20 protein-coding genes are annotated in these 21,657 nt (G+C 61.5%); 12 read left to right on the top strand and 8 right to left on the bottom strand.

Translation table 11 applies throughout. From position 1 onward, the window contains the following. Positions 1–6: 6 nt before the first annotated feature. Together fae and BLU46_RS30585 are read right to left on the bottom strand one after the other, a co-directional pair. Positions 7–519 carry a formaldehyde-activating enzyme gene (fae, locus tag BLU46_RS30590; protein ID WP_093209402.1) on the bottom strand — a complete coding sequence of 171 codons (513 nt, stop codon included), beginning with the start codon at positions 517–519 and terminating at the stop codon, positions 7–9. A gap of 104 nt (positions 520–623) precedes the next feature. Then, complete coding sequence (locus BLU46_RS30585) at positions 624–1,100, bottom strand: GNAT family N-acetyltransferase (protein WP_093209400.1); 477 nt, start codon at positions 1,098–1,100, stop codon at positions 624–626. A gap of 283 nt (positions 1,101–1,383) precedes the next feature. Here BLU46_RS30585 and BLU46_RS30580 point away from each other — a divergent pair, with 283 nt between their 5' ends. Beyond that, complete coding sequence (locus tag BLU46_RS30580) at positions 1,384–2,634, top strand: ribonucleotide-diphosphate reductase subunit beta (RefSeq protein WP_008432895.1); 1,251 nt, start codon at positions 1,384–1,386, stop codon at positions 2,632–2,634. Between the two features lie 44 nt (positions 2,635–2,678). Here the strand turns inward: BLU46_RS30580 and BLU46_RS30575 are convergent, their stop codons facing one another. Next, positions 2,679–2,978: a putative quinol monooxygenase gene (locus BLU46_RS30575; RefSeq protein WP_093209397.1), complete on the bottom strand. Its 300-nt coding sequence runs from the start codon at positions 2,976–2,978 to the stop codon at positions 2,679–2,681. Between the two features lie 238 nt (positions 2,979–3,216). Between BLU46_RS30575 and BLU46_RS30570 the strand changes: the two genes are divergently transcribed. Further along, positions 3,217–3,705 carry a DUF1289 domain-containing protein gene (locus BLU46_RS30570; protein WP_093209394.1) on the top strand — a complete coding sequence of 163 codons (489 nt, stop codon included), beginning with the start codon at positions 3,217–3,219 and terminating at the stop codon, positions 3,703–3,705. Positions 3,706–3,827: 122 nt separating this feature from the next. On the opposite strand, the gene mdeB is transcribed toward BLU46_RS30570, so the two are convergent. After that, complete coding sequence (gene mdeB, locus BLU46_RS30565; protein WP_093209391.1) at positions 3,828–6,506, bottom strand: alpha-ketoglutarate dehydrogenase; 2,679 nt, start codon at positions 6,504–6,506, stop codon at positions 3,828–3,830. Positions 6,507–6,697: 191 nt separating this feature from the next. Between mdeB and BLU46_RS30560 the strand changes: the two genes are divergently transcribed. The 3 genes from BLU46_RS30560 (at position 6,698) to BLU46_RS30550 (ending at position 9,559) form a co-directional block, all read left to right on the top strand. Continuing rightward, the gene (locus tag BLU46_RS30560; protein WP_093209388.1) at positions 6,698–7,624 is read left to right on the top strand and encodes a class I SAM-dependent methyltransferase; all 927 of its coding nucleotides are present in this window, start codon (positions 6,698–6,700) and stop codon (positions 7,622–7,624) included. 150 nt (positions 7,625–7,774) lie between these two features. Beyond that, positions 7,775–8,491: a phosphatidylcholine synthase gene (gene pcsA, locus BLU46_RS30555; RefSeq protein WP_063029564.1), complete on the top strand. Its 717-nt coding sequence runs from the start codon at positions 7,775–7,777 to the stop codon at positions 8,489–8,491. A gap of 288 nt (positions 8,492–8,779) precedes the next feature. Further along, a complete protein-coding gene (locus tag BLU46_RS30550; protein ID WP_093209385.1) occupies positions 8,780–9,559 on the top strand; it encodes a TSUP family transporter in 780 nt (259 codons plus the stop codon). On the opposite strand, the gene nudC is transcribed toward BLU46_RS30550, so the two are convergent. The 4 genes from nudC to BLU46_RS30530 all read right to left on the bottom strand — a co-directional run bounded on the left by nudC (position 9,527) and on the right by BLU46_RS30530 (position 13,315). Further along, positions 9,527–10,360, bottom strand: coding sequence for an NAD(+) diphosphatase (gene nudC / locus BLU46_RS30545; protein ID WP_063029560.1), 834 nt, complete (start codon positions 10,358–10,360; stop codon positions 9,527–9,529). The genes BLU46_RS30550 and nudC overlap by 33 nt on opposite strands. A 6-nt stretch (positions 10,361–10,366) precedes the next feature. Then, positions 10,367–11,179, bottom strand: a complete 813-nt coding sequence (locus BLU46_RS30540; RefSeq protein ID WP_093209382.1) for a crotonase/enoyl-CoA hydratase family protein — start codon at positions 11,177–11,179, stop codon at positions 10,367–10,369. Positions 11,180–11,314: 135 nt separating this feature from the next. Further along, positions 11,315–12,610 carry an ATP-binding protein gene (locus BLU46_RS30535; protein WP_093209379.1) on the bottom strand — a complete coding sequence of 432 codons (1,296 nt, stop codon included), beginning with the start codon at positions 12,608–12,610 and terminating at the stop codon, positions 11,315–11,317. 3 nt (positions 12,611–12,613) lie between these two features. After that, a complete protein-coding gene (locus tag BLU46_RS30530) occupies positions 12,614–13,315 on the bottom strand; it encodes a response regulator transcription factor (protein ID WP_003214048.1) in 702 nt (233 codons plus the stop codon). Positions 13,316–13,620: 305 nt separating this feature from the next. On the opposite strand from BLU46_RS30530, the gene BLU46_RS30525 reads away from it, so the two are divergent. The 7 genes from BLU46_RS30525 to BLU46_RS30495 all read left to right on the top strand — a co-directional run bounded on the left by BLU46_RS30525 (position 13,621) and on the right by BLU46_RS30495 (position 21,646). Next, positions 13,621–14,778, top strand: coding sequence for an efflux RND transporter periplasmic adaptor subunit (locus tag BLU46_RS30525; protein ID WP_063033955.1), 1,158 nt, complete (start codon positions 13,621–13,623; stop codon positions 14,776–14,778). A gap of 17 nt (positions 14,779–14,795) precedes the next feature. Then, positions 14,796–17,894 (top strand): efflux RND transporter permease subunit, encoded by a 3,099-nt coding sequence (locus BLU46_RS30520; protein ID WP_093209376.1) that lies wholly within the window; start codon positions 14,796–14,798, stop codon positions 17,892–17,894. Positions 17,895–17,947: 53 nt separating this feature from the next. Next, a complete protein-coding gene (locus BLU46_RS30515) occupies positions 17,948–18,589 on the top strand; it encodes a DUF1345 domain-containing protein (protein WP_017477410.1) in 642 nt (213 codons plus the stop codon). A gap of 76 nt (positions 18,590–18,665) precedes the next feature. Next, complete coding sequence (locus BLU46_RS30510; protein ID WP_093209373.1) at positions 18,666–19,505, top strand: AraC family transcriptional regulator; 840 nt, start codon at positions 18,666–18,668, stop codon at positions 19,503–19,505. Positions 19,506–19,559: 54 nt separating this feature from the next. After that, positions 19,560–20,165, top strand: a complete 606-nt coding sequence (locus tag BLU46_RS30505) for a LysE family translocator (protein WP_093209370.1) — start codon at positions 19,560–19,562, stop codon at positions 20,163–20,165. Positions 20,166–20,294: 129 nt separating this feature from the next. Then, on the top strand, positions 20,295–21,095 hold the full coding sequence (locus tag BLU46_RS30500) for a hypothetical protein (protein WP_093209367.1): 801 nt from the start codon (positions 20,295–20,297) through the stop codon (positions 21,093–21,095). 110 nt (positions 21,096–21,205) lie between these two features. Then, on the top strand, positions 21,206–21,646 hold the full coding sequence (locus BLU46_RS30495) for a hypothetical protein (RefSeq protein WP_093209364.1): 441 nt from the start codon (positions 21,206–21,208) through the stop codon (positions 21,644–21,646). Positions 21,647–21,657: the final 11 nt, after the last annotated feature.

The following is a 21,657-nucleotide window of genomic DNA, read 5'->3' as shown; positions in this document are numbered from 1 at the left end:
GTGTCCTCAGGCTTTTGGCGCGTAGAAAGGGTTGCTGATGTGGTTGACCACGTCTGCCAGTTGCGCGGTGTGGGGCAAGCCTGTGAGGGCGGCGCGGATCGCGGTGCGGCAGGCGTTGTAGTTGTTCAGGTAGACCGCATCCAGGTCATCGCAGGCCGAGTTGACCCAATTGGCGGTGACGATGGCCCACTCGTCCTCGGCTTCCGGCGGCAGGGTGCCGTCGAGCAAGGCTTCGAGCACCGCCTTGGCGATCCCGGCCTGGGACGCGCCCCAGGTGGCATTGCCGTGCAAGTCGCTGCCGATGGCGGCCTTGTTGACGTAGAGGGTCATGGGTTTGACCGGCATGTTCGGCTGGGCAATCACCATGAACGGGCAATGGCCCTGGCTTGGCGATGCGAGGCTGGTGGCGAACGCCTGGCCGGCCGGGCCGTTGCGTGGGCCGATCAGGATGTTGATGTGGGCAGCATTGACGCCTGGGCCTTCGAAGCCTTCGCCGATGTACAGATCAAGTGCTTTCATTTCGCAAACGCTCTTTTTTGTTATGGGGAGCTGGTTGGCGAATTTTTAGCACTGGCCCGGGTGGCGGCCGTAACCATTAAAAGTCATGGGGGTGTGAGTTTTTCTCATGCCCCCTGGAAAGCACGCTCCATCTTGATGATCTCAATGGAGACCGGACTGTTGCCCCGGCTGAAGGTGCCCTCGCCAATCTTGCGAAAGCCGAAAGCAGCGTAGAATTTTTCGGCGGTGAGGGTTGCTTCGAGGTACGCCTTGGGATGGCCGGCGGCTTCAATATGCTGAAGGGCCTCGCGCAGCAATCGGGCACCAACGCCCTGCCCCGCGGCTTCACCCCGGACAAACAGTTTGCTGACTTCATGGCCGTCGATTTCCACGAAGCCCTGAAGCGTATCGGTGCAGGCCAGCCAGAAGTTGCCGGCGATGATCGCTTCGCGATAGGTCTCGGGCGAGCGGCCGTCGAGCCACATGTTGATCTGGTCCGGGCCGTAATCGGCGTTGCAGAGGTTTTCGACGGAGTTTTTATGCACCTGGAAAATGCCCTCGGCGTCTTCCAGACGGGCGGCGCGGATCAGCAGATTGTTCATTCCCTTGAGGTCCTGATTGGAGTCAATGATCCCGGCCTTTATAGCTGACCCACGTCATGCCAGCCACTCAAGACCGTACATCTTGTGCGTTGACCATCGTTGTTACACCCCATATAGTGTGCCCACAAACACAGACAACCACTACATAGTGTGCAAGAACGCTGAATGCCGACCACACTGTGAGCTGTATTTCAATGCCTTGAAGCCTGCAAAACGCACATTTTTGAACACGCTGGGTGAATCGAAGCCCACGCCGTCAAACGGACCACGAAGGAGCAATTCAATGCTGAGTTGGGATGAAGCAGATCAACCAGACACCGGTGACGTAGTCATCCGAGGCGCCAACGCCGGCCACGCCACCGAAGCCAACATGGATCGCCTCGACGGTGCCGGCGCTGCCGCTGCCCTTGAAGCACGTAACGTGACCGCCAGCGACTCCGCCGCGATCATCCGCGCCAAGGCCGCCCTCGACAAACTCGACGTCGCCGAAGGCCTCGCCGAGCTGGAAGGTTCCGCCGCCCGCGTCGCCGTTGACGAAAAGCGCATGATCAACTGCCGCGCCGACCTCAACCAACTCGTGCCGTTCAAGTACGACTGGGCCTGGCAGAAGTACCTCGACGGCTGCGCCAACCACTGGATGCCGCAAGAGGTCAACATGACCGCCGACATCGCGCTGTGGAAAAACCCTGAAGGCCTGACCGACGACGAACGCCGCATCGTGATGCGCAACCTCGGCTTCTTCTCCACCGCTGACTCCCTGGTTGCCAACAACCTGGTACTGGCTGTTTACCGCCTGATCACCAACCCGGAGTGCCGCCAGTACATCCTGCGCCAGGCCTTCGAAGAAGCGATCCACACCCACGCCTACCAGTACTGCATCGAATCGCTGGCCATGGATGAAGGCGAGATCTTCAACATGTACCACGAGATTCCATCGGTCGCGAAGAAAGCGGCTTGGGGCTTGAAGTACACCCGTTCGATCTCCGATCCGAAGTTCGAAACCGGCACCGTCGAGACCGACAAAGAATTGCTGCGTAACCTGGTCGCGTACTACTGCGTCCTGGAAGGCATCTTCTTCTACTGCGGCTTCACCCAGATTTTGTCCATGGGCCGTCGCAACAAAATGACCGGCGTGGCCGAACAGTTCCAGTACATCCTGCGGGATGAGTCGATGCACCTGAACTTCGGCATCGATGTGATCAACCAGATCAAAATCGAAAACCCGCATTTGTGGGATGCCGAGATGAAGGAAGAAGCGACCCAGATGATCCTGCAAGGGACTCAGCTGGAAATCGAATACGCGCGTGACACCATGCCACGTGGGGTGTTGGGGATGAATGCGGCGATGATGGAGGACTACCTCAAGTTCATCGCCAACCGTCGTCTGTCGCAGATTGGTTTGAAAGAAGAATACCCAGGCACCACCAACCCGTTCCCGTGGATGAGCGAAATCATGGACTTGAAGAAAGAGAAGAATTTCTTTGAGACCCGTGTGATCGAGTACCAGACCGGCGGCGCGCTGAGCTGGGACTGACAACCTGGCCTCTGGGCCGCTGAACGGCGGCCCAGGGGCAATGTTCAGTGCGAGACTTGCTCAAGAAATATCAGCTTCAATGGCTCGCTGAGCAAATCATCCGCCGTTGCGGCAAACCGCTGAAAGTACGGCGTCGCAAAATGCGCATCGAGTGCCGCCTGGTCCTTGAAGGCTTCGCGCATGTAGAACGTGCCGGGTTCGTCCCGCAGTTCAAACAGCACATAGTCAAGGTTCCCGGGTTCCGTCCGCGTAGGCTCCACCAGCGACAACAAGCCGTCCTTGAGCGCCTGTTGTTTACCGGGTTTGGCCTTGAGGACTGCGATCGATACCAGTGGCGTGTTCATGACGGTAACTCCGTTAGAAGGCGGGCTTGCGGATACGCTGCTCGCGACAGCAATCATCACTGCGCAGAGCCAGTATCCCAGGGGTTTCAGGGTGGTTTTCATGATGGGTACTCCGTGTGGAATGCGACCATCTTTACTCGCTCAGCCACAAAGAAGAACCGACAAAACGCGCTAACACTTTCATCCCCGGATTGAAAATGAACCCACGTTTTCTTGATTAGAAAAGCAGTCGTTATTTATGCCCAATCAAACCATCAAGACACCCTGCGTCGGCCTGTGCTCCACCGTCTACGGAGACCTGGTGTGCCGGGGTTGCAAGCGTTACCACCATGAAGTGATTCAGTGGAACGGCTACAACGCCGAGGAGAAACAGGCGGTGTGGTTGCGCCTGGAACACCTGCTGGTGCAGGTGATGACCAGCAAGCTGCAGGTGCTGGACCCGCAGCGTTTGCGCCAGCAACTGGAAGACCGCAAGATCCGGTTTGTGCCCCACCAGTCGCCGTATTGCTGGGCGTACCAGTTGATTGCCCGGGGCGCGCGGGTGATTTCGAAGCTGGATGCGTATGGGTTGGCGCTGTTGCCGGAGTTTCGCGAGCGAAGTCTGGCAGATTTGCGGGATGCGATTGATCGGGAGTTTTTTCTGTTGTCCGAGGCGCATTACGAGCGGTACATCGCGCCGGGGTTTCTGCGGGAGTCGTTTGGGGCGCCGTTGATAGCCACGCTCTAAGCCGCACCACGAAAAAATGTGGGAGCTGGCTTGCCTGCGATGGCGGTGTATCAGTCACAAAAGATGCAAGCTGACCCGCCGCTATCGCAGGCAAGCCAGCTCCCACATTTGATCTTCTTCGCTCAGGAGGCCCAAGACGGCTCGCGATCGGTCTGCAACGCGTACCGCTCGATCGCCTGCTGACACACTCCCCGCTCCAGACTCCCCTGCTCCACCAACGCTGTCAGTGCCGCCAGCACAATGTGATGCCGGTCCACCTCAAAGAAATCCCGCAATGCCGCCCGGGTATCGCTGCGACCAAAACCATCCGTCCCCAGCACGGTGTACGCCGAATCCACGTACGACCCAATCATCTGCGGCACCGCCCTTACATAGTCAGAAACCGCCACCACCGGCGCGCCCTTTGGCAAACAGGCCGCCAGATGGCTGTGCCGCACCGGCTGTTGCGGATGCAGGCGATTCCAGCGTTCCACTTCCCGGGCGTCTCGGGCCAGTTCGCTGAAGCTGGTGACACTGAAGACTTCAGCTTCAATCTGCCAATCGTCCGCCAGCAATTGCGCCGCTGCCTGGGCTTCACGCACCAGCGTGCCCGAGCCGAGCAAGCGAACCTTGCCATCGGGCTGCCCGCTAAGCCGGTACATGCCTTTGATGATTGCCGCTTCGACACCTTCCGGCAGGCTCGGCTGCGGGTAGTTTTCGTTCATCAGGGTCACGTAGTAGAACTCGTCCACATCGTGCTCCAGCATCTGGCGCATGCCGTGGTCGAGGATCACCGCAAATTCACCGGCAAACGCCGGGTCGTAGGCGCGGCAATTGGGCACGGTGGCAGCGGTCAGGTGGCTGCTGCCATCCTGGTGCTGCAAGCCTTCGCCGCCCAGGGTGGTGCGCCCGGCGGTGGCGCCCAGCAGGAAGCCACGGGCACGCTGGTCGGCGGCGGCCCAGATCAGGTCGCCGACGCGCTGGAAACCGAACATCGAGTAGTAGATGTAAAACGGCAGCATCCGCAGGCCATGCACCGAATAGCTGGTGGCCGCCGCTACCCAGGAGCTGATGGCGCTGGCTTCGCTGATGCCTTCTTCAAGGATCTGCCCGTCGGTGGCCTCGCGGTAGCTGAGGATCGAGCCAATGTCTTCCGGCTCGTAGCGCTGGCCGACACTGGAATAGATGCCGATCTGCTTGAACAGGTTGGCCATGCCGAAGGTGCGCGCCTCATCGGCGACGATGGGCACGATGCGCGGGCCGAGGGCCTTGTCCTTGAGCAGGTTGGTGAGCATGCGCACAAAGGCCATGGTGGTGGACATTTCCTTGCCGTTCGCCTGGGTAGCAAACGCAGCGTAACCCGACACTGGCGGAACGTTCACCGCAGGCGCCTGCTGGCTACGGCTCGGCACATACCCGCCGAGGGTGGCACGGCGCTGGTGCAAGTAGCGCATTTCGAGGCTGTCTTCGGCCGGCTTGTAGAAGCTCAGGGACTCGGTCTGCTCATCCGACAGCGGCAACTGGAAGCGATTGCGGAAGGCGATCAAGGCATCGCGGTCGAGCTTCTTCTGCTGGTGAGTGGTCATCTTGCCCTGCCCGGCCTCGCCCATGCCGAAGCCCTTTTTGGTCTGGGCCAGGATCACCGTCGGCTTGCCAGTGACCCGGCGTGCGGCGTGATAGGCGGCATGGATCTTGACCATGTCATGGCCGCCGCGCTTGAGGCGGTCGATCTGCTCGTCGCTCATGCCTTCAACCAGTTTGGACAGCGCCTCGCTTTGGCCGAAGAAGTGTTCGCGGTTGTACGCGCCGTCCTTGGCGGCGAAGGTCTGGAGCTGTCCGTCCACGGTCTGCGACAACGTACGTACCAGCGAGCCGTCGGTGTCCTTGGCCAGCAAGGCATCCCAGTCCGAGCCCCAGACCAGCTTGATCACGTTCCAGCCGGCACCGGCGAACAAGGCTTCCAACTCGTCGATAATTCGCCCGTTGCCCCGCACCGGGCCGTCGAGCCGTTGCAGGTTGCAGTTGACCACCCAGGTCAGGTTATCCAGGCCTTCACGGGCAGCCAGGGTCAGGGCCGACATGCTTTCCGGCTCGTCCATCTCGCCATCGCCAAATACACCCCATACGTGGCGGTCGGTGGTGTCCTGCAAACCGCGATGCTGCAGGTAGCGCATAAACCGCGCCTGGAAAATCGAACTGATGGGACCAATGCCCATGGAGCCGGTGGGAAATTGCCAGAAGTCCGGCATCAACCACGGATGGGGATAGCTGGACAGGCCACGGGCGCCTGCCTTGCCGGCGCCGATTTCCTGGCGATAGTGGGCCAGGTCAGCCTCGCTCAGGCGGCCTTCAAGGAAGGCGCGGGCATAGATGCCCGGGGCGGAGTGCGGCTGGTAGAACACCAGGTCGCCGCCGAAACTGTCGTTGCGGGCACGGAAAAAGTGGTTGAAGCCCACTTCGAACAAATCGGCCGCGCTGGCGTAGCTGGCGATATGCCCGCCCAGCTCGCCATAGGCCTGGTTGGCGCGTACCACCATGGCCAGCGCGTTCCAGCGCACCACCGAGGCCAGGCGCTCTTCGGTGGCCAGGTCGCCGGAGAACGGCGGTTGCTGCTCCACGGCGATGCTGTTGATATAGGGCGTGCCGTGCCGGGGTTTCCAGGCGATGTGCGGCGCGCCGCCGGCCTCCGCCAGCATGTCGAGGATCTCTCGCGCCCGCTCCGGTCCCGCGTTGGCCACCAGGGAGGCCAGGGCATCGCGCCATTCGGCCAGTTCTTCCTGGTCCATCGCTGTCTGACTCACTGCACTCGCGAAACCGTTCATGGGCACCTCCGGGCTTTTTTTCCAGTTTATGTCGGCGCCAGGGGATTTTTTGACTGTTATACGCAGCCTCTCGCAGCCTTTTGAGCACAAATCACTGCCAATCGACCAATTCAAAGCACGTTGTGCTTGAAGCCCCGAAAACCCCGCAATTGTGTTTAAAATGCCGCCCGCTCAATGACCGACGCTGCCCGATGAACCCAGACGCACTCGCCACCCTGCACACCCATTTGCTGAACGCACTGCAAACTGTCCCTGCCGAAACCCGGCGCCTGTTCCACGGGCGTGGCCGCTGCTGGCCTGGCCTGGAGCAATTGACGGTGGATTGGCTGCAAGGGGTGGTGCTGGTCTCGCTGTTCAAGGAGCCCGGGGCCGCCGAACTTGAGGCCTTGAAGCAGATGCTGGTGCAGATCGACTGGTCGTCCTACGGCGCTCACACCGTGGCACTGCAACACCGTTACCTGCCGCAAAGCACCACCGAGTGGCTGCTGGGCGAGGCCGTTGACGAACTGACCATCACCGAGGGCGGGCTGCGTTACCTGATCGACCTGGGCAAAAAACAGAACAGCGGGCTGTTCCTCGACATGCGTTATGGCCGCAACTGGGTGCGTGAACAGGCTCAAGGCCTGCGGGTGTTGAACCTGTTCGCCTACACCTGCGGGTTTTCCGTGGCCGCCATCGAAGGCGGCGCCGAGCATGTGGTGAACCTGGACATGGCCCGTGGCGCACTGAGCCGTGGTCGCGACAATCACCGCCTGAACGGCCATGACCTGAGCAAGGTGACCTTCCTCGGCCACGACCTGTTCAAGTCCTGGGCCAAGGTCACCAACTGTGGCCCGTACGACCTGGTAATCATCGACCCGCCCTCGTTCCAGAAAGGCAGTTTCCTGCTGACCAAAGACTACCAGCGCGTACTGCGCCGCCTGCCGGATTTGCTCACGGCTCAAGGCACAGTACTGGCGTGCATGAACGACCCGGCGTTCGGCGAAGACTTCCTGATCGACGGCGTAACCCGCGAAGCGCCTGGCCTGCGCTTTGAGCAGCGGCTGGAAAACCCGCCGGAATTTCCCGATATCGACCCGCAAAGCGGCTTAAAAGCGTTGGTGTTTCGCCAAGGCTGATGCCGAAACGTCCTACGCTTGCTACGCTTACCATTACGCCGGGTGGTGAACCTTATCCCACCCTTCCCGGTCGATACCTGCACACTCTGGCCAGATTCGACGGTGTTACCCCGTCGGCTGCCCTGTTTCACCATTTTGGAGAACGCCCCTGTGATATCGACCCTGCATGTAGCCCGTCTCAAGGCCTGGGGCGCCCACGGTTTTACCGCGACCGGCGTAGTACTGGCCTTCCTGGCCACCCTGGCACTGCTCGACAACCAGCCCAAGGCCTGCCTGTTGTGGCTGGGCCTGGCCCTGATCGTGGACGGGGTGGACGGCTCCCTCGCGCGACGAGTGAACGTGCAAACGGTGCTGCCAAGCTTCGACGGCTCGGTATTGGACCTGGTGATTGATTACCTGACGTACGTGTTTATTCCGGCGTTGTTTATCTATCGCTATATCGCCCTGCCGGACTTCACCCCGTTGTTTACGGTGTCGGTGATTCTGGTGTCGTCGCTGTTCTGCTTCTGCAACGTCAACATGAAGAGCAAGGACAATTACTTCCAGGGCTTCCCCGCCGCCTGGAACGTGGTCGCGCTGTGCGTCTACATCATCCAGCCGGATGCCTGGATCACCTTGCTCACCGTGATCGTCCTGGCGCTGTTGACCGTCACGCCGATGAAGTTCCTGCACCCGTTCCGGGTCAAGCGCTTCATGCCGCTCAATATCGCAGTGACCACTATCTGGTTGCTGTGCAGCCTGCTGCTGGTGATCGATTTCCCGTACACCAATCGCCTGACCCTGGGCCTGTGGTTGCTGATGTCGGCGTACTTCCTGGGGATTTGCATCTGGCGTACCGCACTGGAGTGGGTCGAAACACATAAATAGCCAAGCGGGCACGGTTGAAATGTGGGAGCGGGCTTGCTCGCGAATGCGCAGTGTCAGTCACCGGATAGAGTGGCTGATCCACCGCATTCGCGAGCAAGCCCGCTCCCACATTGGGAATTCATCCCGTGACGCTCTGCGTCACCCTTGCGGCAGCAGGACGCGGAGCGTCCAATACGGCATTCCCACGCAGAGCGTGGGAACGATCATAGTCGCAGGCCCACACGCTAATCGGTAAGATACCGGCCTTTCGCGCAGCCCTTGCTGCGCCTTGCCGACTAAGTCTTGCCCATGCCCTTCGAACTCAGCGTTGACCTCACCACCCTGGCGATCCTCGCCGTGGTTGCCTTTATCGCCGGTTTCATCGACGCCATCGCCGGCGGTGGCGGCCTGCTCACCACGCCTGCCCTGCTGACTGCCGGCATGCCGCCCCACCTGGTGCTGGGCACCAACAAACTCAGCTCCACCTTCGGCTCGGCCACCGCCAGCTTTACCTTCTACCGGCGCAAGCTGTTTCATCCGCGCCAGTGGGTGCATGCCATCGTCGGCACGCTGATCGGCGCACTCACCGGCGCCGTCGTCGCCCATTACCTGCCCGCCGAAACCCTGAACAAGATGCTCCCGGTGATTGTGTTCGGCTGCGGTTTGTATTTGCTGTTCGGCGGCACGCCCAAGGCGGCGCTGGATAACGACGCGCCGATCAAGAAGAAATGGCAATCCACCCAAGGCTTCGGCCTGGGCTTCTACGATGGCGTGGCCGGCCCCGGCACCGGGGCCTTCTGGACCGTGAGCACCATGCTGTTGCACCCCATCGACCTGGTAAAGGCCAGTGGCGTGGCGCGCAGCATGAACTTCGTCAGCAACGCGGCGGCGCTGACGGTGTTCATTTTCAATGGCTCGGTGGACTGGATTGTCGGCCTGTGCATGGGCATATCGGTGATGTGCGGCGCGTTCTTTGGCGCACGCAGCGCCATCAGCGGCGGCGCCAAGTTCATTCGCCCGGTGTTCATCACCGTCGTGCTCGGCCTGACGGTGCGCCTAGCCTGGCAGCACTGGTTCAGCGTGGCCTAAGCGACGGGCCAGGTAGAGGTCGATCAGGTAGCGCGCAATCGAGCGGGACGCCGGCAACGGCGGCAGCTCATGGATATTGAACCACTGCGCGTCTTCGATCTCGTCGGCCTGGGGCACGATGTCGCCGCCGGCGTACTCGGCGTGAAAGCCCAGCATCATCGAGTGCGGGAACGGCCAGCACTGGCTGCCCATGTACTGGATGTTCCTGACCTCCACCTGCACTTCTTCACGCACTTCGCGAATCAGGCAGTCCTCGGCCGACTCACCCGGCTCGGCAAACCCCGCCAGGGTGCTGTAGACGCCTGTGACAAAGCGCGGCGAACGGGCCAGCAGGATCTCGTCGCCACGGGTCACCAGCACGATCATGCTCGGCGAGATACGCGGGTAGCTGCGCAGGTCACAGGCCTGGCAGAACATCGCCCGCTCCCGTGGCACCTGCACCATCGCCTGGCCGCAGCTGCCGCAGAAGCGGTGTTCACGGGCCCAGGTGCCGATTTGCGCGGCGTAGCCGAGAACTTTGTACAGCGTGTGGTCGCCTTGCAGCATGAACGCCCGCAGGCCCTGCCAGCCGCAACCCGGTACATCGGCTGGGCTATTGAGCTCCAGCAGGTACACCGGCTCGCCGTCCAGATGGCCGATGCCGTGCTCGGCAAACACCGAGAGGTCCTGGCGCTTGAGCCATTCCCGGGGAAACAGCGGGCCGTTCTGGTCGTGTAAAAAGCCTTCACGGCTGCGGGCCACGGCCCAGCCGCCCGGGGCGTCGTTGTCCAGCAGCGTTGTGGTAATCCAGCCTGGGGTCATGTTCAGTCAATCCACGAAGTCGGGTTTCTGCTTGCTCATATGGGCCGCGATGGCCACGCGCAGGTCGTTGGATTGCAACATAGCTGAGTTCCAGGTGGCAACGTATTCCAGGCCGTCATTGATCGTGTGGTCGCGCATGTAGCTGATCATCGCCTTGGTGCCGGTGACCGCGATCGGGGATTTGGCAGCAATTTCCCGGGCGATGTCCATCACGCCGGCCAGCAGGCTCTGGTGATCGCTGTACACGCGATTCACCAGGCCGATGCTGCGGGCCTCTTCGGCACCGAACTGGCGGCCGGTGTAGGCCAGCTCGCGCAGCATGCCGTCGCCGACGATGCGCGGCAGGCGTTGCAGGGTGCCGACGTCGGCGGCCATGCCGATATCGATTTCCTTGATGGAGAATTGCGCGTCTTCGGCGGCGTAGCGCATGTCACAGGCGCTGATCAGGTCGATGGCGCCGCCGATGCAGTAGCCGTGGATCGCGGCGAGTACCGGCTTGCGGCAGGTGTCGACGGCGTTGAAGGAAGCTTGCAGTTCGAGGATCTTGCGCCGCAGCAGACGCGCGTTACGGCCTACGTCCTTGCCGAATTCGTTGGCCACCGAGGCCAGCATCATCAGGTCGATGCCGGAGGAGAAATGCTTGCCGGCGCCACTGATGACTACGGCACGCACCGCGTCGGTGTCTTCGACCCATTGGAAGATGTCGATGATCTCGGTCCAGAACGCTGCGTTCATCGCGTTGATCTTTTCCGGGCGGTTGAGCTGCACATGGGCGACGTTGCCGCTGAGTTCGACGACAAAGGCTTGGTATTCGGACATGGCAGTGATCCTTGACTGGCGGCTGGAATAAGGGCCGAACTATATCAAGGGTGTGTGACGGCAGGTAAGGCTGTGCATGCGCCAAAAGCGGGACTGAAGACCGATGAAGCTCCCACAATGGTTTTGTGGTGTTCTTCAGCTCGGCAGCCAGAGCCGGAACCGGGCGCCGCCCAACGGCGAGGCTTCTGCCGTAAGGGTTCCGCCCTGGGCCTCCAGCGCCCGCCGGCTGATGGCCAAGCCCAGTCCAAACCCGCCAGTGGCGCGGTCACGGCTGCGGTCCAGCCGGTAGAACGGCTCGAAGATCCGCTCCCGCTGATCGACCGGAATACCAATGCCGTCATCGTCCACCCAGATCTCACAGCCCTTGGGGCACACCTTCACGCCTACCTGAATCCGCCGCTCGCAATAGCGCATGGCGTTGCGCAGCAGGTTTTGCAGTGCCCGGGCGGTCAGGCGCGGGTCCAGGGTGAAGCGCTCCACCGCGCAATCCAGCACCACATCCATCACGATATCCGGGTTTTCCAGCTCGTCGTCGACGCTGCCCAGGATGCTGTCGATGAACTCATCCAGCACCACTTCCACCTGCTCGGGTGTTTGCGCCGGGTTTTGCAGGCGGCTGTAAGACAGCAGCTCCAGCACCAGCTCGTCCAGCTCACGAATGTGCGCCACCAGCCCTTGCAGGCGCTCGCGGCTGGCCGCAGGTAGGTCGTCGGACAGCGCCAGGGCCAGGCCGAAGTCCAGGCGGGTCAGTGGCGTACGCAGTTCATGGGAGACCGCATTGAGCAAATCACGCTGTTGATTGAGCAACTGTTCGATGTCGTTGGCCATGGTGTCGAACACCGCCGCCAGGCTGCCGATGTTGGAGCTGGGGGGGATTTTTGTGCGGGCCGTAAGGTTGCCTTGCCCCAGTTGCGCGGCGGTGTTTTTCAGGCGTTCCAGGTCGCGCCAGTGGGGCCGTAGCCAGAACAGCAGGCACGCCAGCAGCGCCGCGCCGATCAGCACGTTCATGCTCCAGTACAACAGGTTCATGTCCAGCGGGTCCGGCGGGACCGAGACCTTGACCACCAGCTGGTCGTCCAGGGGTGAACTGACGTCGTCCGCCCAGCCCCACTCCCCCAGGCGCACCACCATCTGGTCCTTTTCGAGCAGGCGCTGCTCTTCCGGGGTGTAGCTGGCGTCCTGGATGCGCAGCAGTTGCACCTTGAGCGGGGCAAAATCCGCCGACAGGCGCACGGTGACATTGGCCCACTGCTCCACCGGCACCCGCTGGTATTCCTTGACGATCAGGCTTTGCATTCCCCGGGACTGCTCGATGTTGTAGCTCATGTAACGGTGTTCAAACAGCTGGATCACCGCCCGCGGAACCAGGTAGATCGCGGCGGCGAAGGTGACGATGGTGATCAGGTACAGCCGAATCAGGACGCGAAACATGGCTCAGCATTCCCACTCGGAACGGCTGAACAGGTAGCCCTTGCCCCATACCGTCTTGATCTTGCGCGCCTCGCCTGCGTGGTCGTCGAACTTGCGCCGCAGCTTGGAGATCGCCACGTCCACCGAGCGGTCGGTGCCGTTGAATTCGATGCCTCGCAAGCGTTGCAGGATCTGGTCGCGGCTGAGCACTTCGCCGGCGTGCCGGGCCAGCACCACCAGCAGGTTGTATTCACCGCTGGACAGCTCAACCGGCTGGTCGCGCCAGGTCACGGTGCGTTCCGACAAGTCGATGCACAGATTGCCCATCAGGATCTGGTCGTTGGCCACCTGGGGTTCGGTGAGGCTGCTGCGGCGCAGCAGGGTCCGTACACGGGCCAGCAATACCCGGGGCTCGCAGGGTTTGGTGACGTAGTCGTCGGCGCCCATTTCCAGGCCGAGCACCTGGTCGTGGCTGTCGTCCCGAGCGGTAAGCATCAGGATCGGCAGCGTGGCCGAGTCGGCCCGCAGCAACCGGCAGACTTGCAGGCCGTCGAGGCCCGGCAGCATCAGGTCGAGGATCACCAGGTCCGGTGGATTGAGCCGCGCGCGCTCACGCACATGGTCGCCACGGCTGAGCACGCTGACGTGATAGCCGTTGCGTTCCAGATAACTGGCGATTAATTCGGAGAGCGCGGCGTCGTCTTCCACCAGAAGAATGTTGGGCATGGTATTTCCAAATAATACAATTTCTGAGTAGTACGCAAATCCAATGTGGGAGCGGGCTTGCTCGCGAAAGCGGTGTGTCAGGCGCCGTATGCGTTAACTGAAACACGGCTTTCGCGAGCAAGCCCGCTCCCACATTTGATCTTCGGTGTCAGGAAGATCGTGTAAGGTTCGGCGGTTATGAAGGATATACGCCCGCGTGCATCTGTGGGCCGCACCTTACATTTCTTCACACACCACCTACAGAGCTTCACAGCACTGTGGCGGGGGCGACCGTAGGATGCGCCAGTCAATATTGGGATATGAGCATGTCGAAGAATCTGTTTGCGCCGTTTTGCCTGTTGGCCCTGACACTGGCGCTGAGCGCGTGTGGCAAGTCGGCGGACGAAGCTGCCGAGGCACCGCTGGCCAAGGTGCGGATCGAAACCCTTGAAGCCAAGCCCCTGTCCATCACCAGCGAACTGAGCGGGCGCATTGCCGCGCCGCGCATCGCCGAAGTGCGCGCCCGGGTGGCCGGCGTGGTGTTGCAGCGGGTGTTCAAGGAAGGTCACGACGTGAAACAGGGCGATGTGCTGTTCCGGATTGATCCGGCGCCGTTCAAGGCCGACCTCGACAGCGCCCAGGCCAGCCTGCGCAAGGCCGAGGCCAATGCGTTCCAGGCACGCCTGCAAGAGCAGCGCTACAGCCAACTGGTGGAAGGCAACGCCATCAGCGGCCAGGAATACGACAACGCCCGCGCCGCCGCCCGGCAAACCGCAGCCGATGTGGCCGCCAACCAGGCCGCCGTACAGCGGGCCAAGTTGAACCTGGGCTATGCCACGGTCACCGCGCCGATTTCCGGGCGCATCGGCCGCGCGCTGGTGACCGAAGGCGCCCTGGTGGGCCAGAACGAAGCCACGCCGATGGCGCTGATCCAGCAACTGGACCCGATCCATGCCGACCTGACCCAATCCACCCGCGAGCTGAACGACCTGCGCCGGGCCTTTCGCGCCGGGCACTTGAAGCAAGTCGGCCAGGACCAGGCCAAGGCCACGCTGATCCAGGATGACGGCAGCCTGTACCCGCTGCCGGGCAAGTTGCTGTTCGCCGAGATCAGCGTCGACCCGGGCACCGGGCAGATCATCTTGCGCAGCGAATTCCCCAATCCGGACCTCGACCTGCTGCCCGGCAGCTTTATTCGCGTACGCCTGGAGCAAGCCGTCGACCAGCAAGGCATCAGCGTGCCGCAGCGGGCGATCACCCGCGACAGCGCCGGGATTCCGATGGTGTTGCTGCTGGACGCCGAGCAAACCGTGAGCCAGCAACCGGTGGAACTGGGCTCGGTGGTCAATGACCGCTGGGTGGTCAACAGCGGCCTCAAGGCTGGTGACCGTATCGTCGTCGAAGGCCTGCAACACGCCCGCCCTGGCGAAAAAGTCCAGGTTGACGACAGCCCCGCGCCCATCGCCCAGGCATCCGGCCAGTAAGAAAGGGATAGTTCACAATGCCGCAGTTCTTTATTGACCGCCCGATCTTCGCCTGGGTGGTCGCCCTGTTTATCCTGCTGGCCGGCGCCCTCGCCATCCCGCAGTTGCCGGTGGCGCAGTACCCCAACGTCGCGCCGCCGAAAGTCGAGATCTACGCCGTGTACCCGGGTGCCTCTGCGCAAACCCTGGACGAAAGCGTGGTCAGCCTGATCGAGCAAGAGCTTAACGGCGCCGATCACCTGCTGTATTTCGAATCCCAGAGCAGCCTCGGTTCGGCCACCATCACCGCGACCTTCCAGCCGGGCACCGACCCGGAGATGGCCCAGGTTGACGTGCAAAACCGTCTCAAGGCCGTGGAGCCGCGTCTGCCCCAAGCCGTGACGCAGCAAGGCTTGCAGGTGGAGAAAGTTTCCGCCGGCTTCCTGCTGCTGGTCACCCTGACCTCCAGCGACGGCAAGCTCGATGACGTGGCGCTCAGCGATTACCTGGCGCGCAACGTGATGAACGAACTCAAGCGCCTGGACGGCGTGGGCAAGGCCCAGCTGTACGGCGCCGAGCGCGCAATGCGAATCTGGATCGACCCGCAGAAGCTGATCGGTTTCAACCTGACCCCCGCGGACGTCAACGCGGCCATCGCGGCGCAGAACGCCCAGGTGTCGGCGGGCAGCATTGGTGATTTGCCGGGTACCAAGACCCAGGAAATCACCGCGTCGATCCTGGTGAAAGGCCAGCTGTCGACCCCGGCTGAATTTGCCTACATCGTGCTCAAGGCCAATCCGGACGGTTCAACCGTGCGCGTCGGTGACGTGGCACGGGTGGAAATCGGCAGCCAGGAATACCAGTTCTCCACCCGCCTGAACGGCAAGCCGTCCACCGCCGTCAGCGTGCAACTGTCGCCCGGTGCCAACGCCTTGAGCACCGCGACCCTGGTGCGGGCGAAGATGGACGAACTGGCGCGCTACTTCCCGGCCAACGTCGAGTACAAGATCCCGTACGACACTTCGCCGTTCGTGAAGGTCTCGATCACCAAGGTGGTGTATACCCTGGGCGAGGCGATGTTGCTGGTGTTTGCGGTGATGTTCCTGTTCCTGCAAAACATCCGCTACACGCTGATCCCGACGCTGGTGGTGCCGATCGCCTTGATGGGTACCTTTGCGACGATGCTGTTGCTGGGCTTCTCGATCAACGTGCTGACCATGTTCGGCATGGTGCTGGCCATCGGTATCCTCGTGGACGATGCGATTGTGGTGGTGGAGAACGTCGAGCGGATCATGGTCACCGAGGGCCTGTCGCCCAAAGAGGCTACGCGCAAGGCCATGGGCCAGATTACCGGGGCGATTGTCGGCATCACGCTGGTGCTGGTGGCGGTGTTCCTGCCGATGGCGTTCATGCCGGGTTCGGTGGGCGTGATCTATCAGCAGTTCTCGTTGTCGATGGCCACCTCGATCCTGTTCTCGGCGTTCCTCGCCCTGACCTTGACCCCGGCCCTGTGCGCCACCTTGCTCAAGCCGATTGCCAAGGGCGAGCACCATGAGAAAGGCGGCTTCTTCGGCTGGTTCAACCGGCGCTTCGAGCAGTTCACCGACCGCTATGAAGGCTGGGTGGCCTACGCCCTCAAGCGCAGTGGCCGCTACCTGCTGATCTATCTGGTGCTGGTGGTGGGTCTTGGGGTGTTGTTCGCCCGCCTGCCCTCCTCCTTCCTGCCGGTGGAAGACCAGGGCTACACCATCACCGACATCCAACTGCCGCCGGGTGCGAGCAAGAACCGCACGGTGCAGGTGGCCGAGCAGATCGAGGCGCATAACGCCGGCGAGCCGGGTGTGGGCGATACCACGATGATCATGGGCTTCAGCTTCTCCGGCTCGGGGCAGAACGCAGCGCTGGCATTTACCACGCTCAAGGATTGGTCGGAACGCAGCAGCAAGGATTCCGCCGCCGCCATTGCAGACCGTGCCAACGCGGCCTTTACCGAGCTGAAGGACGCGATTGCCTATGCGATTTTGCCGCCGCCGGTGGATGGCCTGGGCACCTCGAGTGGTTTCGAGTTCCGCCTGCAAGACCGGGGTGGCGTGGGCCATGCCGCATTGATGGAGGCCCGTACCGAACTGCTGGCCGCCGCCGAGAAAAGCCCGATCCTGGCCAACGTGCGTGAAAGCGCCCTGGCCGAGGCGCCTCAGGTGCAGCTGGAAGTTGACCGCAAGCAAGCCAACGCCCTGGGCATTTCCTTTGCCGACATCGGCAACGTGCTGTCCTCGGCCATCGGCTCGGCGTATATCAACGACTTCCCCAACCAGGGCCGCATGCAGCGGGTGGTGGTGCAGGCCGAAGGTGATCAGCGTAGCCAGGTGGCGGACCTGATGAAAATCCATGTGCGCAACAACGCCGGGAAGATGGTGCCGCTGTCGGCCTTCGTCGAAGCGCGCTGGATCCAGGGCCCTGCCCAGTTGACGCGTTATAACGGCTATCCGGCCATCGCGATTTCCGGTGAATCGGCGCCGGGCCACAGTACGGGCGAGGCGATGGAAGAGATTCAGCGCCTGGTCAGCCAGTTGCCTGCGGGCCTCGGCCAGGAATGGACTGGCCTGTCGTTGCAGGAGCGCTTGTCCGGCTCCCAGGCACCGCTGTTGCTCGGCTTGTCGCTGCTGATCGTGTTCCTGTGCCTGGCGGCCTTGTATGAGAGTTGGTCGATTCCGACCTCGGTGTTGCTGGTGGTGCCCCTCGGCGTGCTCGGCGCGGTATTGGCCGTGAGCTTGCGCGGGATGCCCAACGATGTGTTCTTCAAGGTCGGCCTGATTACCATCATCGGCCTGTCGGCAAAGAACGCGATCCTGATCATCGAGTTCGCCAAGGACCTGTATGACCAGGGCGAAGACCTGATCGATGCCACGCTCAAGGCTGCACGCCTGCGTCTGCGGCCGATCATCATGACGTCCCTGGCGTTCATCCTCGGCGTGGTGCCTCTGGCGATCGCCACCGGTGCCAGCTCGGCGAGCCAGCAGGCGATCGGCACCGGGGTGATCGGCGGGATGGTTACCGCGACGCTGGCAGTGGTGTTTGTGCCGGTGTTCTTCGTGGTGGTGATGAAGCTGGTGAAAAAGCGCCACAAAGACAGCTGAACAAAGGACTCAGGTGGGCTAAGGTAACGCAAACCCTGGCCCATCGAGTTCCCATGCCCTTCCTCGCCCGCACCCACCCTCGCCTGTCCACCGCCGCCGTATTGGGCCTGGCGGTGGGCCTCCTGGCTCCGGCCGATACGATCATCAGCAAAATCCTCATCGGCTGGAACGCAGGCGTCTGGACCTACCTGGTGCTGATGCTCTGGCTGACCAGCCACTCCCGCGCCGACGATGTAAAACGCATCGCCGAGATCGAGGACGAGAACGCCGGCCTGGTGCTGTTCATGGTGTGCATCGCGGCGATTGCCAGCCTGGCGACCATCACCTTGAACCTGGTGGGCACCAAGGACCTGAGCGATAGCCAACGCCTGTTGCACTACGGCTTTACCGGCCTGACGGTGGTGGGCTCATGGTTGCTGATCGGGGTGATTTTCAGCGTGCACTACGCGCGGCTGTATTACACCTGGGACGGCCCGGAGCCGGCGTTGCGTTTTGCCGAGGATTTGCGCACTCCCAATTACTGGGACTTCCTGTACTTCTCGTTCACCATCGGCGTGGCGGTGCAAACCGCGGATGTCGGGGTTGCCACGCGCACCATGCGCAAGGTGGTGCTGGGGCAATCGTTGATCGGATTTCTGTTCAATACGGCGATTCTGGGGTTCTCGATCAACATTGCCGCCGGGCTGTTTGGTTGAGCTGCACAAAACTTCTAGACGAGCGCCCGCCCGGGCGCGCTAACTGGCGACAACGTTTACCTGTCATCGGTGCTTTATGACCGCCCATAACTGGATCGACCTGTCCCAGGACGCCGACACCGGCATCGAGACCCTGCGTGCGCATTTCGAGGGCCATGCCTACGATCCGCACTGGCACGACAGCTACCTGGTGGGCGTCACGGAGCAAGGCGTGCAGCAATTCAATTGCCGCAGCACCCGGCACCAAAGCACCCCCGGCAAGGTATTTCTGCTGGAGCCAGGGGAAATCCATGATGGCCACGCCCCCACCGAAGCCGGGTTTACCTACCGCATGCTGTACCTCGACCCGCAGTGGTTGCAGCGGGAAGTGGCGGCGGTGTTCGAGGAAGCCCCGGCCAACAGTCAGCTGGGGTTTGCCACCACCCTTGCCAGCGATCCTCGCCTGGCGCTTGCCACCAGCCAGGCGTTTCAAAGCCTGCACGACGGCGAGCTGCGCATCGTGCGCCAACACGCCCTCGACTACTTGCTGGAACGCCTGACCGGCCAGTTGCACTGGCGCCAGCGCTATCACCAGGACCCGCGCCTGCCTCTGGTGGCCCATAAGGCCCGCGAGTACCTGCACGCCCATCTGCATCAGGACGTCGGCATGGATGAGTTGGCCCTGGCAACCGGCGTAGACCGCTTCCGCCTGACCCGTGCCTTCAAGAGCGCCTTCGGCCTGCCGCCCCATGCCTATCTGGTGCAACTGCGCCTGGCCCGTGCCCGCCATTTGCTGGCCAAGGGCGAACAACCTGCCGAGGTCGCCAGCAGCCTGGGCTTTGCAGACCAAAGCCATTTGGGCCGCTGGTTTGTGCGGGCCTATGGCATGACACCGGCGGCGTACCGCAAGCGCTGCTCAAATCTTCCAGACAGGTAGCGGGCCGCTTGTGAAGATCGACTCCATTGCCTTGCTGATTGGAGTCACACCACTATGTTCCCTACCCTGCTGCCCTTTCTGTTATTCGCCTTCGTCGCCTCCATCACCCCCGGCCCGACCAATATCCTGGTGTTGAGCAACAGCGCGCGTTATGGGCTCAAGGCTGCATTGCCTATCGTATTGGGTGCTTGTATGGGCGCGGCGGGGATTGTGTTGCTGGTGGGCTCGGGCGTGGGCCAGTCGCTGGCGCAATTGCCCAGAGTGCAGGCCGCGATGCAATGGGTGGGCGTGGCCTGGCTCAGCTATCTGGCCTGGCAGATCTTCCGCGCCCCGGCCGAAGCCATCGACCCGAACACCCCGCAAAAACGCCTGGGCCTGGCGGGTGCCGCCAGCCTGCAATTGATCAACCCCAAGACCTGGATGATGGCCCTGGCGGTGGTCAGTGTGTTTGCTGGCAACGGTGAGGCGCGCCAGAGCCATGTGCTGTACCTGTCGTTGGCGTTTTTTATGATTTCGTTGCCGTGCCTGGGGGTGTGGGCTCTGCTGGGGGTGGGGTCGAGCCGGGTGTTTCGCTCGATCAAGGCCATGCGGCGTTTTAACCAAGGCATGGCGTTGCTGTTGTTCGGCTCCGCCTGGCTGAGCGTTTTAGCGGTGGCATAGAAAAGGCGACGAATGGCGAGCAAACCTGTGAATTCTGACAGTTGTGGGCAAGGCGTTAATGGCGCTGAATAAAGCCACTTGTCAAAAAGCACGGGCCAGGCCGGGTATCAGGACCTGCGGGAGCACGCCATGTCACCACCCGTTCCGTTAAATAAGAACCTGATCCTGAATGGAAACTTTATCGACCATGGAACCCACTGGACAGCCACCGCAACACTTCCCGGCAGGGTGGATTTTTCCCAACGCAGTTGCATCGTCAGAACTCAAGGAACGGCCGAGCAAACGGTGCGGGTGGTTGACGCAACGGCCTATACCCTCAGCCTGTTTACGCTGATTACTTACAGAGGTACCGGCTCCATAACAGTGGTTTTTCAGCCTTCGGGGGTGAATGAGTCAATATCGATGTCCGGCAATCAAGGCTGGTTGCGTCAGTCATTAACGTTCACGCCTCCCACAGGCACTGTCAGCGCAACCGTGCAATTGACAGGAACGTCGGGGGACGTCTGGTTCGATAACGTCAGGCTGGTGGAGGAAGAAGGCACGACCATACCGATTGAGTTGATCCGTAACGGGGACTTCTCACGTAACAGCGATGAATGGACTTCGTCACCGCCGCCCAATTTGGCGACCTTCCACGATCAACGGTGTCAGCTGAATCTCGGCGCTTATATCGAGCAGGACATCAGGGTCGTTCCCGGGCAGGCGCTTGTCTTCTCTATCGATGCGCAAACGCCAACCGGCGGCCATGGGCTTGTAAAGTTTCATATAGCCCCCGATCACGTACCTGAGCTCGAGTTACGCGGAGAGGGAGGCTGGGACACATACACCTACTTATTCACCACCCCCGCCGGGGTTCATGACATGACGCTGCAAATACAGGGCATTACTTTTCTGGTCGTCGACAATATTTCAATAAAAGCAATGGAATGAAAGCGCGTGCAAACGAGGCAAACGTAGACCGTCGTATTTAACAGGCTTGTCCCAAGTGGGTAATGATCCCATCACAGGACATTTATTGACGATAGCGGGAGACTATAACCATGAGTACTGCAACTGCATCTGCGGTAAGTGAAAACAGCCGATCCACTGCCCAAGTTTACTTCCAGGGAACGATCGCGACTCAGGCGTTCAAGGACGACTTCCCCAAACATGAACTCAAATCCGATTATTGGTGGGTTGAGGCCACTCAGCGGGATTTAGGCATTGGCAACCGCCGGCGAATCGTTGTTTTCAAGTATCTGGCGGATCGGGAAACATTGCCCTCCGGCCGGTACACCCTGAGGCCCGACGAACCCGACGAGCGTTTTTCGGTTATTTATATGGAGCTCAATGACGCGCCACCTCCCGCTTATACAGCCGAGCGCGGCACGATCGAGTTTATCCATAACGAGCAAACCAACCATGTCAGTGGTGCCTTGGACGTTTACTACGTTGACGTCGGCGGGCAGGAGCAGCGTATGCAAATCCTGTTCAATGTTTGACCCACAAAAAA

It is taken from the genome of Pseudomonas yamanorum (genome assembly GCF_900105735.1).
Taxonomy (GTDB): Bacteria; Pseudomonadota; Gammaproteobacteria; order Pseudomonadales; family Pseudomonadaceae; genus Aquipseudomonas; species Aquipseudomonas yamanorum.
The sequence above is the reverse complement of the archived record's forward strand: the minus strand, read 5'-3'. Positions and strand labels throughout refer to the sequence as shown.